This window comes from Mesorhizobium neociceri (assembly GCF_013520985.1).
In the GTDB taxonomy this organism is placed as follows: Bacteria; Pseudomonadota; Alphaproteobacteria; order Rhizobiales; family Rhizobiaceae; genus Mesorhizobium; species Mesorhizobium neociceri.
The window spans coordinates 27,349-42,101 of sequence record NZ_JACDTY010000027.1 but is presented as its reverse complement, the minus strand read 5'-3'; the positions used below and the strand labels follow the sequence as shown (position 1 = coordinate 42,101).

The window sequence follows — 14,753 nt, the reverse complement described above, 5'->3', positions numbered from 1 at the left end:
CGACCGGCGGCTTGTGTTCCACAACCGCCCAATCTGACGTCCACCAGTCTCCATCAGAGGAAATGGCTGTCGGATACTTCAATCCGGGCTAGTGAGGCGCCTTCGCTGCAGAATGATGGTCCCCACCGTGATCATCGAACAGTGAGGCCTCGACGAACTTAATCGGCGCCTCGAGCGTCCAGACAATGTCATTGGAGCCGTGCTTCAGTTCGCCGGTTCCACTCATTGCCTGCGGTGCGACGCGGTTCAGCACGACACTCCCAAAACCGCTTTTTGTGATCGACTTGATCTGGGGGCCGTCCCGCTCTGCCCACACCAACTTGAAGGTTTGCACGCCTTGATCCACCGCTACGCCCCAGGTCACGGCGATGATGCCCTGTTGACCTGACATTACACCATACTTGGCCGAGTTCGTGCATAGTTCATGGAAAGCAATGCCCAGGTATTGGACGGCATTGGGGCTGAGCGTTATGGCGGGGCCTGCCATGGTGATTGCATCTTCCCGGTCAAAGGGTTTGGCCTGGGCCAGTACGAGCTCCCCAATCGTGGCCCCCTTCCAGTCGGCCGACACCAACAGGTCGTGCGATCTCGACAGCGCCATGATGCGCTCCCGCACCTGTCTTTCGAACTGGTCAGGACTGTCCGAGCGCTTGTTGGTCTCCCGGATCATCGACAGGATCACCGAGTACTGGTTTTTCACGCGGTGATTGACCTCGCGTATGAGCGTGTGTATGCGATGTTCGCTTTCCTTGGTCGCTGTAATGTCCCGCGCGATTTTGGAAGCGCCGACGATGCGTCCGGCGGCGTTACGAACCGGCGAAATCGTCAGCGATACGGGGACCTTGTCACCGTTTTTTTTCAGGCGGCTTGTTTCGTAGCTTTCGATGCGCTCGCCACGACGGATGCGCTCGATGATCCGAGGTTCTTCCTCTTGACGGTCGAGAGGAATAAGCATGCTGATGTGTTGCCCGATGGCCTCGGCAGCATCAAAACCAAAGAGCCGCTCGGCACCCTGGTTCCAACTCTTGATGGTGCCATTCAGATCCTTGCTCACAATCGCGTCGAATGAGGATTCGACGATTGCGGACAGATGCTGGACAGCGTCCTCGCCTCGTTTGCGATCCGAGAGATCCAAAAGCACATTGACGGCCCCGACCAAATTGCCGTCGTCATCTCTCAGTGGAGTTGGAAACGGCAAAAATGGGAAGAAAGTCCCGTCCGGGCGTTGGGCAACGGCTTCGATGTTGCGGACGGGGCGATTCTCGTTGAGCGTGATCGCCATAGGGGAGACATTGTGGGGCAGTTCCTGTCCTTCGGCGGTGAACAGGCGAAACGCAACCCACCATTCATCTTCGCCGATCTTAGGCTCTCGACTAGCGAGTTCCGCCGCTTTCCGATTAAAGTAGGTGATCTTGCCGGCGGCATCGGTGGTGTACACTGCTACCGGCAATGCCTCGAGCGTCTGGTGGAAGCGAGCCTCTCGTTGGCCGATTGCGCGCTCGGCAGTCTTGAGCGTGGTGACATCGACAGTAAAGCAGCGACTTTGAACGAACTGGCCATCTTCAAACTGACCACTCGAGCTGATTTCCACATCCCGGATCGAGCCGTCGCGAGCGCGCATTCTGGCGGGATATCTCTGGATGCTTTCCCCTTGCTTGAGGCGCAAGAGAATGTCGCGGATGACATGTTGGTCGGTGTGAAAGTCCGATATGTCATGACCGATATAGTCAGCGGCCGTATATCCCAGAAGTTTCAATTCGGCATTGTTGACATGGAGGATACGACCGTCGGTATCTACCATATGCAAACCGATGCCACCGTTTTCGAAGAAGTCTTCATAGTCGACGGCCGGCTCTTGCCTGGAACGGAGCCCGTTCTTTTGCGCAACGAATTGAACCATGTCGCGACATTCCCCAAGGCGCTACATCGTGGCGCAAGCCTATCGAACGCCTAGGACCAAGCTTGGTTCCATCGTCGTCTTGGCTAAGGCCACAGGCAGCGGCTCAAGACCAGCGGGCGGTTCCGGCATCAAGAATCTCCGACAGCCAGTTTCCGTAGGTCAGCGCCGTCTCTCATAGCGATCTGCACTTCGCCCTAAAGGTGGAGGCTCACTTTTTTTGGAAGGGCTCCAGATGCGGCTCTAATCCGCCCGGTCAAGACCTGCTCCCCGCATGAATGGCCCCGGTGGCGACACCGGGGCCCATTCAGGGCATGGCGATCACGCGGCTTGCTTTTCGACCGCCTTGTCGTTCACGCCGGATTCACCCAGTGAAGTGAGCGCGTCGTCGGTTGCTTTTTCTTCCGCAAGAGTGGCATTCAGAAGCTCGACGATATCGTCGCGCCCGAGCGACGTAGCCCATGCGATCAGGGTGCCGTACCGAGCTATCTCGTAGTGCTCGACCGCCTGCGCCGCCGCGACCAAGCCGGCGTCCAGCGGTTTGGACCCCTTGTATTCGTCGAGAATTTCGGACCCCTCCTCGAGAATGCCGTCGATGGCGGGACACGTCTTGCCGCGGGCGGCAACGCCCAGGATGTCAAAAACTTCTTCAAGTCGCTCGACCTGATCCTCGGTTTCAGCGAGGTGCTTTTCGAAGGCTGCAGAAACCTGCTGGTCTTCGGCGCCCTTGGCCATTTTCGGCAGCGCTTTGAGAATTTTCTTCTCGGCGTAATACATGTCTTTCAGTCCATCGAGGAACAAATCCTCAAGGCCCTTGGTGCTGGTTTTCTTGGTAGCTGCCATTTCCCGTCTCCTTGGTTTGGATTACCCGGTTTGGGTGTTGGTTAACTCGGAAGTGGACTGCGGGTTCCGGCCGAAACAGCAACATGTCTGTGGAGCTGCCTGACATAAAACCGGCATGCGGTCTCGACCGACCGTCGCCACATCCGGCAAGGTCGACGGTCAACTATTTCAGCTTGACGCGCGGCCGGACGTCAACCAACGCCAGCTGTGCTGGAGAAATCTGCCGTGCGGCTTTGTGCCTGTCTTGGCTAGCCAGCTCTCCAGCGGAACAAAGGGTTGTTCTCCGCGTTGCGGCAACGGCAGCGTGGCAATGGAGGCTTAACCGTGAGTGATCGTGTCTTACTTCGAGATCCCCGCAAGGAGTATCCCGCGCCGCCCTTTCCAAAGCAGCCGCAGATCATGCCGGGCCTCGCCAAAAAGATGGATCCCATCCCCGACCACGGCGAGAAAAGCTATCGCGGCTCTGCGAAGCTCGCAGGTCGCAAGGCGCTGGTGACAGGAGGCGATTCCGGGATAGGGCGCGCCGTGGCCATCGCCTTTGCGAGGGAAGGGGCCGATGTCGCCATCTCTTATCTCCCCGAAGAGGAGGTGGACGCCAAGGACGTCATCGCAGTCATCGAAGCCGCCGGGAGGAAAGCGATGGCGCTGCCTGGCGATGTCAGGGATGAGCCCTGGTGTCGTGATTTGGTGGAGAAGGCGGTCTCCGCCCTCGGTGGCCTGGACATCCTTGTGATCAATGCCGGAAGGCAGCAATATCGCGAGAAAATCGAAGAGTTGACGACAGACGACTTCGACAAGACGATGAAGACCAACCTTTACGCTCTTCACTGGATCGCGCAAGCAGCCGTGCCACACTTGCAGGCAGGCGCATCCATCATCACCACGGCGTCAATCCAGGCCTACCAGCCTTCAGCAATTCTGCTCGACTATGCCACCACCAAAGCCGGCATCGTCGCTTACAGCAAGGCGCTCGCCAAGCAATTGATCAAGCGGGGTATCCGGGTCAATGTGGTCGCCCCCGGCCCCGTCTGGACTGCGCTGCAGCCAAGCGGCGGCCAGCCCGATGAGAAGGTCCAGCAGTTCGGCAAAGACAGCGATTTCGGCCGTCCCGGACAGCCGGTCGAACTCGCGCCGGTCTATGTGCTGCTGGCCTCGCAGGAAGCCAGTTTCATCAATGGCGAAGTTTATGGCGTCACCGGCGGCAAGGGAGTCGCCTGACTCTATACACACGTCAAGCTTCGCACAGCCCTTAAGGGTGTCATGGGGCGGATTGTATACAAGTTTTCTGTCGCCATCCTTCTGACCGCAGTGGCTGCTGCGACAGCCACTTTTTTCATGACTTCGGCTGATCCGCCATTCTCCCAAGACGATCCGCAATTTGGAGGGAGGGGCGACGTGGTGCGCGGCAAGCTGGTCTTCGCGGCGGGAGATTGCGCCTCCTGCCACGCGACCCCCGGACAATCCGATCGACTGAAACTTGGAGGCGGTATGGCGCTCGCCTCGCCATTCGGCACCTTTCGGCCCCCTAACATCTCGCCGGATCCGGTTGATGGCATAGGCAGGTGGAGCGCTGCCGATCTTGCAAATGCCCTGATCGGCGGGGTTTCTCCCAAGCGTGCACACTATTACCCGTCTTTTCCCTACACCAGCTTCACCGGCATGACCGGCGCTGATATCAACGATCTCTACGCCTATCTCATGACACTCCCAAAAGTGTCTGGACGCGCGCCGGCGCACGACCCCGCAATCCTGTTCGGCGTTCGTCGATCCGTCGGGTTTTGGAAGCTGCTGTTTTTTCGGCAGGGCCGGTCGGTCGCGAATGTTGACGGCAAAACCGTGCTTGATCGCGGCGCCTACCTCGTCGAGACCGTTTCCCATTGCGCGGAGTGCCATTCCAGCCGTAATGCGTTCGGAGCAATCCGGTCCGATACGGTGTTTGCCGGCGGCATCGACCCGCAGGGCACCGGCTTCGTGCCCAATATTACGCGAGAACGATTGGGCGCGTGGACAGAGACCGACATTGCGATGATGTTAAGGACCGGAGAGACGCCCAGCCACGGTCGAGTGGGGTCGTCCATGGCCGACGTGGTGACAAATACCGCCGTGCTGCCTGACAGCGATCGCCAGGCGATCGCGCGCTACATCAAAGAGCTTGCACCGGTCGACACCCCAAACCCATAACCTCACTGGGCATAGAGGTAAGCTGCAAGATCTCTGGCTTCCTGTTCGGAAATCCCGGATTGCGGCATCGCCGTCTGCGGGGAGAAGCTGCGCGGCGAAACGATCCAGGCGACCAGATTGTCGGGACGGTTTTCTAGGACACCAGCGATATAGACGCGCTTCGACAGTTCCGTTAGTGGCGCGCCAGCCTGACCGTCCGCCCCGGGAATGCCGGAGATTGTGTGACATCCGGAGCAGCCATAACGGCGAAAGATCGCCGGCGCCCGGTCTGGATCGCCTCCGGTCATCATCCTGGCAGTGGCGGCCTTGGTATGCTTGTCACGTACGACACTGGCCGTGACGAACGCGGCGGAGGCTCCGACAACGAGCACCATCGTCAAGGCGACCCGACCGGGGGCCGATGCGAGCCGATTAGCCATTCTGCGCCTTTCTGCCGCTCGAGCCTCTGATCCAAAGCGCCAGCATCGTTAGTGCCGCAGATGCATAGATGGTGCCAGCAGGAACCCACATGATCATGCCTGCCAGTTGTTGGTCTTCCAGCGGCGTCAAGCCCCAAGCCATCGCGGTTTGTGTCTGCGCGCTGTACAAAACGCGGGGAGCAAGCGCCATCAACGCGCCAAGAATGCTTGTGTGGACCATTGTCAAAAACAGATGCCAGGCTGACGAACCATAATCACTTCGCCAAACAAGTGCCCACCAGAACAATATTGCCGTGACGAGGAAACTGAGATGCTGCAAACGATGCAGCGCAGGAATTGTCACCGCGGCGTCGAACAGAATGGGCACGTGCCATGCCCAGATCGCTACACCATGGAGGATGGTTGCGCTCGTCGCACCCGTGCACCCGTCCCACAGCCTGCGCATCGAAGGCGCGCGCATCAGCAATCCCGCGACCTGACGGGCCGTGCCGGGCAGTCCCCACAGCAGGATGCCAATCGGCCGGGCCAGCACGATCAAGGGCGCCGACACAGCCATGACGATCTCGTGCTCGATCATATGAAATGTAAAAAGGTGTTTGCCAAGCTCGTGAAGCGGCCACAGCAGCGCGCCCCCCAGCGTCAGGATTCCGGCGCTGTAAAGGCAAATGCCTTCGCGCATGCCGCCTGGTCGTCTGCTGCGCCGAGCCAGCCTGCCCATCCCCACGCAATACAGAACAGCCAGCGTCCCAAGCGGCACTGCAATCCATGGATCGAACGTCCATGCAGGCTCCAGGCCATGATCGTCGTCAACATGCGCCATTGCCGGCCCAGCCATGAGCAGGGCGCAGATCAGCGTTGGCATGCATCCAGCAGCATCGTGGCCGCCTCCTGCAACAACAGCGCAAAGACAAAAGCCAACGCGATCAGAAATCCCACATCAACGACAAAGCGCTTGGTCTGAACCCGGCCCGGGGACACCGCGCGTGCTGCAGCAATGCCGGCGACCGAAACAAAAAGGGTGGCGCCACAGAACACGGCGCTCCAGGGAATATTCTGTCGGCAGTCAATATAGGGTGTGATCTGGCTAAGCTCGGTGCTGAGCGCCCAGGCAAGCGGCGCGACACCAAGTCCGATCCATTGCAGCCATCTTGTTCTCAAAGCCGTGGTATCCAGTAAAGGCAGGCGTACATAGGCAACCACGTTGCAACCACGAAGTTCCAGTACATCGCATTGTCGGTGACGTCGCCGAAACGGCGCGGTGTGTCGCCATGCCGGGAAAACATCAGGCACGTCAGAACCAACGTCTCGATCACGTCGGTCAAAATGTGGGTGGTGTGAAGACCCAGCATGAACCATACAATTGAGCCGTAGGCATTTTGATCCCACTTGATATGCATCGCCGGAAACTCGAAGGCACGCAGGATCAGCGGAGCTATGCCGAGCGCGGCCATGACGATCAAGCCGAGGCGGACCTTTCGCAAATCCTGTCCGCGCGCCCAGCGTCCCACCAGGATGTTGGGAACGAGACTCGCCAGCAAAAGGACTGTCAGCGTTGTACCGGCGAGCAGATCTGGCGGCGTTGTGCCCAAAGGCCATCGCGGCGCCAGGCTCATCAGGTAAAGATAGATCACGATCGTGAGAGCAAAGCCTGTCCCTTCGATGAGCATGAAGGCGAGCGTTCCCCACCATGACGGGCTTACAGTGCCAAGGCCGTGCGCGGGAAGCTTCGTTAGGTCAAGGACGGTGTTTGCTTTCATGACTCGTCCTCCGGCACGCCCTTTGGCCAGAACCAGCCAATGAGTGAGACCGCGACGGGAATGGAACCCCAGACGACCGCCCACGGGCTGAATATGGACCAGACCAGCGCTACGGTGGTGGCGAGGGCCGCCAAGAGCGGCCAGATCGAATTGCCGACCGACGACTCTCGGGCCTCCGGAACGGCTTCGGCGACGCTCGTGATCAACAGCTCTCGACGGTCGACTCCCAGCCCGGCAGCGACGCGTAGCTCTGCGGGTTCAGTCCACAGCGGTTCGCGGCTGTCGACGACGGGCAGCCGGGCAAAATTGTAAGGTGGCGGCGGCGACGCCGTCGCCCATTCAAGCGTCGAGGCGCCCCAGGGGTTTGCTGTCGCGACGGCGCCTGACCTTGCGCTACGAATGGCATCGATGAAAAACAAGAGGAAACCAGCGGCGAGGATAATCGCGCTGAGGCTGATGAACATGTTGAGCCCAGACCAAGGCATCTCGGGCTGGTAGGTATAGATTCGACGTGGCATGCCCTGCAGCCCAAGAATATGCATTGGGAAAAAGGTCAGGTTGAAGCCGACAAAGATCAGGCCGAACACCCAGCGGCCGAAGGGTTCGCTCATCGTGCGGCCCGTCAGCTTCGGGAACCAGTAGTAGATCGCGCCAAGCAGCGGAAAAACCGCACCGCCGACCAGGACATAATGAAAATGGGCGACAACGAAATAGGTGTCGTGGACTTGGGTGTCGAACGGAACCGATGCCACCATGACACCGGTCAGGCCGCCAATGACGAAAATCACCATGAACCCGATAACAAACAGAAACGGTGTCTTGAACACCGGCCTGCCGGCCCAGATCGTGGCGAGCCAGCAGAATATCTGCAGCCCCGCCGGAACGGCGATAGCCATGCTGGATGCGGTAAAAAAACTTTCTCCCAGCCGTGGCAGGCCGGCGACGAACATATGATGCACCCATAGGCCGAAGGCCAGGATACCCGTCGCGATCAAAGCCATCACCGTGGCCAGATAGCCAAACACAGGACGGCCCGTGAACGTTGCGACAATGGTCGATACCATGCCCACCGCCGGCAGGAAGATGATGTAGACCTCGGGGTGACCGAAGAACCAGAACAGATGCTGCCATAGCAACGCGTCGCCGCCTTCGGCAGGATTGAAGAAATGTGTGCCGACAAGCCGATCGAGGATAAGGCTGGTGCTTGCGATCATGATCGCCGGCATGGCCATGATGACAAGAAACGATGTCACCACCATAGACCAGACGAACAGCGGGAGCCTGTCCAGCGACATTCCCGGCGCGCGCTGCTTGAACACGGTCACGACGATTTCAACGGCGATGGCGAGCGCGGAGACCTCGGTGAAGGTGATCATCTGTGCCCAGACATCGGCGCGCTTCCCGGCGCCATATTGCGGTCCCGACAGGGGTACGTAGGCAAACCATCCGACGTCCGGGCCGGTGTCGACGACGAAGGCTATCCACAACAGCAAGCCGCCGGCGAGGTAGATCCAGTAAGAAAAAGCGTTGAGGCGCGGGAATGCGATGTTGCGAGTGCCCACCATCAACGGCACGAAATAGATGGCCATCGCCTGCATGACAGGGACGGCGAACAGGAACATCATGTTCGATCCGTGCATGGTGAAGATCTGGTTGTAGCGGTCCGGGCCGATGAACCTCGCTTCAGGCTGTGCCAGCTGCAGCCGCATCAGCATCGACAGCACCCCTCCAAGCGCCAGGAAGACAAAAGCTGTCGCCACATAGCGCCGGCCGATCACCTTGTGATCGACCGTCGACAGTGCGCCCCACAGGCCCGGCGGCGCTGACCAGGTCACGGCGAGGGCGCGCTTGAGCTCCCTGTCGCTCAATGCCGTGTCCCTGAGCTCACCATCCTTCGAGCGGGTCATTTCAGGCTCTCCATATAGGCGGAGATATCCTGGAGCTCGAAGCTGGTCAGCGGCACCATCGGCATGTTGTTTCCGGGCTTTAGCGTTTGCGGATCGGCGATCCAGGCGGCCAGCGAACCGCGCGTGGTCTCCACGAGCCCGGCCGCGATGGTCTGACGGCTCCCGACATGGGTAAGGTCAGGCCCGGAGGTGCCGGTGGCGGCCGTTCCGCGGACGGTATGGCAGGCGGCGCACGGTTTTGCCAGGAAAGCCGTCCGCCCGGCGGCGGCGTCGGGACCGGCCGGCATGATCGCATCGGCACTTTGCGACACGGCCCAGCGTGTATAGTCGGCGGGCGCCTCGGCGATGACCAGCACCGCCATATGGCTGTGCTGCAGGCCGCAGAACTCAGCGCACTGGCCCCGGTAGACGCCTGGCTTTTCGGCCCGCAGCAGCAGGCTGTTGGACCGGCCCGGAACGAGATCCTGCTTGCCGGCAAGGCTGGGCACCCAAAACGAGTGAATGACATCCGCACTTTCAAGCAGAATCTGAACATCCTGGCCGACCGGGATGTGAATTTCATTGGCAGTCTGAAACCCCGGCATTGCGGCGGAACCGGCGTAGGTGACCTGCCACCACCATTGCTGCGCCTTAAGCGTAATCGTCAAAGCGGCTTTCGCTGGAAGGCCAATGGCGCGAGTGGTGTAGAAACTCGCAATCGTCATGCCGGCAATGAGGATCACTGTCAGAGCGAGCGCCGCGGTCACGGTCATGGTCAGCCACTGTTGCGAGATTTCGGTCTCGACCTTTTTCTGTCGTCTGCGCCACAGCGCGGCACCGAGGGTGGCCATCACCAGGACCCAGACCACCGTGCACAGCGCAACGATGCCGACGATCAGGTGTTCCACATGGATGGCGGGAGCGCCGTAGGGGTGAAGCGCGGACTGGTTTCCGCTGCAGCCGCACGCGATGGCACCAAGCCCCAACGCAACGACGCGCGCGGCTTTCAAGGTGACGGCCCCTGGTCGGGATGAACCCCCACCGGCCCCTGGTCGAAGAGGATTTTTGCAGGCCCGCGATTTTCGGCCGGGCGGGTCTGTTTGTCATCGTCGCGACCGGGCGCCGCGACTTTAGGAGTATAGGCGCCAATCGTTTGAACATAGCCCGCAAGCTGCCATATCTGCTCGATCGTCATCCGGTCGCGAAAGGGGGGCATGCCATGCGGCCGGCCGTCGCGGATGGACGCAACTATGGAAACGATCTCAGGTCCGTAGAGCCACCAGCCATCCAGGAATGACGGACCTGCGCCGCCGCGACCGTCACCATGGCACGCTGGGCAGCCGAACCAGGCGTAAAGACGCTTTCCCTGGCTGAGATTGTAGGCGTCCGTTTCGTAGGGCTTGCCCAATGCAAAGTAGCTCTCGGGCGGCGTTCCGCTGATGCCGTTTGGCATCAGCCGAAGCCCGTCAAGACCAGATGCAACAGGCGGATCTAACCGAAGCTCTCGAGGCTCGCGAAGCCATCCCAGGGCGGCGCTCGTAATGCCAATCGCTATGGCCGCAGCCGCAAAGGCGACATTCGAGTGGCTAATCTCCCTCTTCATCATTCGCCTACAAAGGGTTCAATCATCCTGAGTCAGGGTTGATCGGCTAAGACGCACTGGCAAAAGCTTGTAGGAAGGGGTCTTCGACTTCGGGTCGTGGTGAGCCAAGGGAAACAGCGGATTTGTCTCGGGATAGTACGCCGCGCAGCAGCCCTTGGGAATGTTGTACTGCACGATCCTGAGACCGCCGACGTTGCGGACGCTGTTGTCATCGATTGCCGTCGTCATGTCGACGATTTCACCGTCGACAAAGCCCAGTCGCGCGATGTCTTCTCCATTCATGAACACAATCCGACGTGTCCCTTCAACACCACGGAAGCGGTCGCTGTAGCCGTAGATGGTGGTGTTGAATTGGTCGTTTGATCGCAGCGTCGCAAGATGCAGGACATCCGATCTGTCGGCGGTTGAAAAGTCGGGAAAAAGCTTGCCCGGCGTAATGAAGTTCGCCTTTCCGGTTTTCGTTACCCATTTGCGTTCGCGCGCTGGCAGCGGTCGTGCGAAACCGCCCGGTTTAAAAAGCCGTTCGTTGAAATCCTTGAAGGTTTCGGGGTAGGTCCGCTCAATGGCATTGCGGATCTCGGCGTAATTGCCAACCCAGGCGTCCCATGGAATCTTCGTCTGCCCGAGCGTAGCCTTGGCAATGCCGGCAATAATAGCGGGTTCAGAAAGAAGCTCTGGGCTTGCCGGTTTCGCCTTGCCGCGTGAGCCGTGGAAATGAGCGATCGAGCTTTCCACGGATACGGCCTGTGGTCCGCTCGTCTGCTGATCGAGTTCGATGCGGCCAAGGCACGGCAGCAGATATGCCACTTCTCCATGCAAGACGTGGCTGCGATTGAGTTTGGTGGCTATCTGCACGCTTAGACGCAATTTGCGCCATCCCGCTTCCATGGCGGCGGTGTCCGGCACCGCTCTCAGGAAGTTGCCGCCAAGGCTGACGAAGGCGCGGGATTGGCCGCTCATTATCGCTTCGCACGTTTCGACCGTCGATCGGCCCGTCCATCGCGGCGGCTCAAAATCATAGAGTTCGGATAGCTTGTCCAGCGGCGCAAGACCGGGTTTTTCGGTAATCCCGACGGTTCGCTGACCCTGCACGTTGGAATGGCCGCGCACGGCGCAGATGTTCGCTCCGGGTTTGCCGATGTTGCCGCGCAGAAGGGCCAGGTTGCAGACCATGTGAACGTTTTCGACGCCCATGAGGTGCTGTGTCAGGCCCATGCCGTAAACCATCATCACTGCGTTGGAGTTGGCATAAGTTGCAGCGGCCTTCTTCATTTCGGCACGTGTCAGCCCCGATACATGCTCAAGCTCGTTCCATTGATGGGCGCGCGCGGCGGCTGCGAATTCCTCGAAGCCGGTCGTGTGTTCCTTGATGAAATCGTGATCAAGAACGTGCTTCTTGTCAGCCGATGCCATCGATGCCGCAAAAGCAATCATGGCGGCATTGTCCGGGTCTTTTGGCGTCGCATCCCGTCCGGCCACAGGGTTCTGACCGGAAGCCTTCAGAACGTCGTCAGCCTCGATGAGCGCCTTGCAGACGCCGAACAATGCTGCGATATCGCCGCCATTTTTGACTTGATAATATTCCGACGAAATCGGTGTCTCTTTCCCGGTCAGCATCTGGACGGGCGATTGCGGGTTAACGAAGCGCTCCAGTCCGCGCTCCCGCAGCAGGTTGAAGGTAACAATCTTCACGCCTCGGTTGATGGCATCCTGGAGGTCGTGGAGAAGACGCGGCGAAGACGTTCCTACATTCTGGGCAATGTAGAAAATACAGTCGGTGTTTTCGAAATCGGACAAAATCGCGGTGCCGACAGATGCGCCGATGCTCTCGGGAAGCGCCACTGAAGAGCTTTCATGGCACATGTTCGAACTGTCGGGCATGTTGTTGCTGCCGTACATGCGCGCAAACAACTGGTAGATATAGCTCGCCTCGAGCGACGCGCGCCCGGAGGTGTAAAGGTCGACTTGATGCGGGTCCAGCGCACGCAACTCCCTGCCAATTTCTTGGAATGCATCCGACCACGCGACGGGGACATATTTATCGCTGGCAGCGTCCCAACGCATGGGATGCGTTAGGCGGCCTTTCTCCTCAAGATCGTGGTCCGCCCATTGCTCGAGCTCGCCTAGCGTGTGCCCGCTGAAGAAAGCCGAGTCAGCGCGTCGTGAAGTGGTCTCCCAGGCCGTTGCCTTGGCGCCGTTCTCGCAGAATTCCAGCGGGTGCGGCTGGGCCGGTTTGGCCCAAGCGCAACTCACACACATGTATCCTTCGGGCTTGTTTTGCGTCGAAAGCAACCTGCTTCCCTTCAAGGGGACGTGTTCTTTAAAGAGCACACCGGCTACGGATTTCGCCGAGTCCCAGCCGCCGGCAGGGCCTTCATACGGCTTGACGGTCGGCGTTATTGTTTTCGAAGTCATTGCTGCCTCGTTTGCCCAAGCGAGATTCGCTGCCGTCTCGCTGTTTCATGCTGCCCCAATCGCCAAGCTTCGCGCCCTTTTCCACCGCCGGCCACTAAAGCCGGCCAAGACATGATGGGCCAGATGCGGATCAGTCAACGTTTCCACGGAATGTAGAACTTGGAACCCGGCTGACGGTTCCACGCGGAAGGCCGTTCGGTTTGGATCAAGCTTTTACGGCGATGCCGCGCACCTTCTGCTTCGACGCGGCGGCAAGAACTTCCCGGTCGCATGATAGTTCTGCATTCCTGTGGGCAGCATCTCCTCGGCACAGTGGAATGGTTTGACAGGATCAGTCGAGGGGGAAGAATTCTTCGCATGCCGGTCGCGTTGCGGTCCGGTCGGCGGACTCTGAACTGAGTTTGTGTCGGGGAGGAACGTTCCCCATTTTCGTGCATTCCTCGTCATCTGCATCCAACCTGCTTTTGCCGGGGCCAGACATTGTTACCCACAGATCAAGCAACCGCGAGCCACCAAGCCGACAGCCTTTCTGTCGTCGATCTCATTCCGGCATTGCGCGCCTTTGCGCGCACATTCTGCCGCGTGCCGGACGATGCCGATGACCTCGTCCAGGAGACCCTGGCCAAAGGTCTTGCCAATCTCGACAAATTTACGCCGGGAACGCGCATGAAATCCTGGCTTTTCACCATCATGCGCAACACGCACTACACGCGCATCAAGGCTGCGGCGCGAGAGGCGCCCGGTCTGCTCGACTGCGCCTCCAGCCGTCCAGTGTCGGAAGCGTCACAAGACTGGTCCGTCCAGAGCAGGGAAGTTCACCAAGCGATCCAAAAGCTCCCGGAACACCAGCGCGAGGTGCTGATGCTGATCGGCGTGCTCGGTGTCAGCTATGAAGAGACGGCCGATATTTGCGGCTGCGCGGTCGGAACCGTAAAAAGTCGGCTCAATCGTGCGCGGGCCGGCGTGCTGGAGTTTCTGGGAGAGACATCATCGCAAGCATTGGTGGAGAGATGTCATCCGCTGGCTGAGAATCACTGGGATTCGGAACCGGGCGGAGGGAGGTAACCGGATGGATGTCAATTCGTTGTTTCGTGCCGCCGCTTTTGGATAAGTTCATTTTGCAATTCGATTGCGAGTTGCGTCAGGCGATCAGGAACCTTCTCGTGCTCGATAGCACTCAACAAGGATGCAATCTCGCGATCCACGCCCAGGCTGGCCTGGGAAGCGAGATTGGGTGGGCCGGTGCGAGACATGGTGTTTTCTCTTAACAAATGAAAGTCTCTTCGCGCCACTGTCACCACAGACGGGCGGCGTTTGCAAATGCGCTGTCGGCAACAGGGCCGATCTGTGCCGGCGCGATTACGACGCAGCCTCGTTGCCGAGCCGCCTTGTGGGCGTGGCGCAAGCGCGGGATCGCTAACGCTTCCTATCGCCCCAGCATCGCAGCGAAAACGAAAACGACGGCCGCAAAGGCGACGAGCGCGACAATGCACAGCACCGGGCCGGCTTTGGTCGGGGTGGGGTGCGCTCATCGTCCGGCGACCGCATCGCATTGGCGAAGCTTGCCTGATTGGCAAAAGCCGGCGTGCCTGTCGCGGCAGGCACCGGCACGGTGCGGTGTCTGCAGCTTCGGCATCGGTTTCCTGAGGCGCCGCCGCCGGGTCGAACCCCGGCGTCTTGTCCTCTGTCGTGGACGGGATGTCGCCTCTGTTTTCGGCGGGGGTACGTTCAACGTTCATGATGATGCTCCTG

14 protein-coding genes are annotated in these 14,753 nt (G+C 59.6%); 3 read left to right on the top strand and 11 right to left on the bottom strand.

The window, feature by feature from the left end; translation table 11 throughout:
- Window positions 1-88: 88 nt before the first annotated feature.
- Window positions 89-1,900 (bottom strand): PAS domain S-box protein, encoded by a 1,812-nt coding sequence (locus H0241_RS31675; RefSeq protein WP_181061690.1) that lies wholly within the window; start codon window positions 1,898-1,900, stop codon window positions 89-91.
- 318 nt (window positions 1,901-2,218) lie between these two features.
- The gene (locus H0241_RS31670; RefSeq protein ID WP_181061689.1) at window positions 2,219-2,740 is read right to left on the bottom strand and encodes a YciE/YciF ferroxidase family protein; all 522 of its coding nucleotides are present in this window, start codon (window positions 2,738-2,740) and stop codon (window positions 2,219-2,221) included.
- Between the two features lie 324 nt (window positions 2,741-3,064).
- Here H0241_RS31670 and H0241_RS31665 point away from each other — a divergent pair, with 324 nt between their 5' ends.
- Entirely contained in the window at window positions 3,065-3,958 is an 894-nt protein-coding gene (locus H0241_RS31665; RefSeq protein ID WP_181061726.1) for an SDR family oxidoreductase, read from the top strand.
- A gap of 42 nt (window positions 3,959-4,000) precedes the next feature.
- Window positions 4,001-4,921, top strand: coding sequence for a c-type cytochrome (locus tag H0241_RS31660; protein WP_181061688.1), 921 nt, complete (start codon window positions 4,001-4,003; stop codon window positions 4,919-4,921).
- Between the two features lie 2 nt (window positions 4,922-4,923).
- Here the strand turns inward: H0241_RS31660 and H0241_RS31655 are convergent, their stop codons facing one another.
- From H0241_RS31655 to H0241_RS31620, 8 genes are read right to left on the bottom strand one after another with little or no spacing between them, the layout of a single operon-like run.
- Complete coding sequence (locus H0241_RS31655; RefSeq protein WP_181061687.1) at window positions 4,924-5,340, bottom strand: c-type cytochrome; 417 nt, start codon at window positions 5,338-5,340, stop codon at window positions 4,924-4,926.
- Window positions 5,333-6,202 (bottom strand): cytochrome c oxidase assembly protein, encoded by an 870-nt coding sequence (locus H0241_RS31650; protein WP_181061686.1) that lies wholly within the window; start codon window positions 6,200-6,202, stop codon window positions 5,333-5,335. The genes H0241_RS31655 and H0241_RS31650 overlap by 8 nt, the downstream gene beginning before the upstream one ends.
- Window positions 6,190-6,498 (bottom strand): hypothetical protein, encoded by a 309-nt coding sequence (locus H0241_RS31645; RefSeq protein ID WP_181061685.1) that lies wholly within the window; start codon window positions 6,496-6,498, stop codon window positions 6,190-6,192. Before H0241_RS31645 ends, H0241_RS31650 begins: the two co-directional genes overlap by 13 nt.
- Complete coding sequence (locus H0241_RS31640; RefSeq protein WP_181061684.1) at window positions 6,495-7,097, bottom strand: cytochrome c oxidase subunit 3; 603 nt, start codon at window positions 7,095-7,097, stop codon at window positions 6,495-6,497. The genes H0241_RS31645 and H0241_RS31640 overlap by 4 nt, the downstream gene beginning before the upstream one ends.
- Window positions 7,094-9,004 (bottom strand): cytochrome c oxidase subunit I, encoded by a 1,911-nt coding sequence (gene ctaD, locus H0241_RS31635; protein ID WP_181061683.1) that lies wholly within the window; start codon window positions 9,002-9,004, stop codon window positions 7,094-7,096. Before ctaD ends, H0241_RS31640 begins: the two co-directional genes overlap by 4 nt.
- On the bottom strand, window positions 9,001-9,993 hold the full coding sequence (gene coxB / locus H0241_RS31630; RefSeq protein WP_181061682.1) for a cytochrome c oxidase subunit II: 993 nt from the start codon (window positions 9,991-9,993) through the stop codon (window positions 9,001-9,003). The genes ctaD and coxB overlap by 4 nt, the downstream gene beginning before the upstream one ends.
- Complete coding sequence (locus tag H0241_RS31625) at window positions 9,990-10,586, bottom strand: c-type cytochrome (RefSeq protein ID WP_181061681.1); 597 nt, start codon at window positions 10,584-10,586, stop codon at window positions 9,990-9,992. The genes coxB and H0241_RS31625 overlap by 4 nt, the downstream gene beginning before the upstream one ends.
- Window positions 10,587-10,604: 18 nt before the next feature.
- Window positions 10,605-13,001, bottom strand: coding sequence for an FdhF/YdeP family oxidoreductase (locus H0241_RS31620; RefSeq protein WP_181061680.1), 2,397 nt, complete (start codon window positions 12,999-13,001; stop codon window positions 10,605-10,607).
- A 480-nt stretch (window positions 13,002-13,481) separates the two neighbouring features.
- On the opposite strand from H0241_RS31620, the gene H0241_RS31615 reads away from it, so the two are divergent.
- Window positions 13,482-14,066, top strand: coding sequence for a sigma-70 family RNA polymerase sigma factor (locus H0241_RS31615; protein WP_181061679.1), 585 nt, complete (start codon window positions 13,482-13,484; stop codon window positions 14,064-14,066).
- A gap of 11 nt (window positions 14,067-14,077) precedes the next feature.
- Here the strand turns inward: H0241_RS31615 and H0241_RS31610 are convergent, their stop codons facing one another.
- On the bottom strand, window positions 14,078-14,254 hold the full coding sequence (locus tag H0241_RS31610; protein ID WP_181061678.1) for a hypothetical protein: 177 nt from the start codon (window positions 14,252-14,254) through the stop codon (window positions 14,078-14,080).
- Window positions 14,255-14,753: the final 499 nt, after the last annotated feature.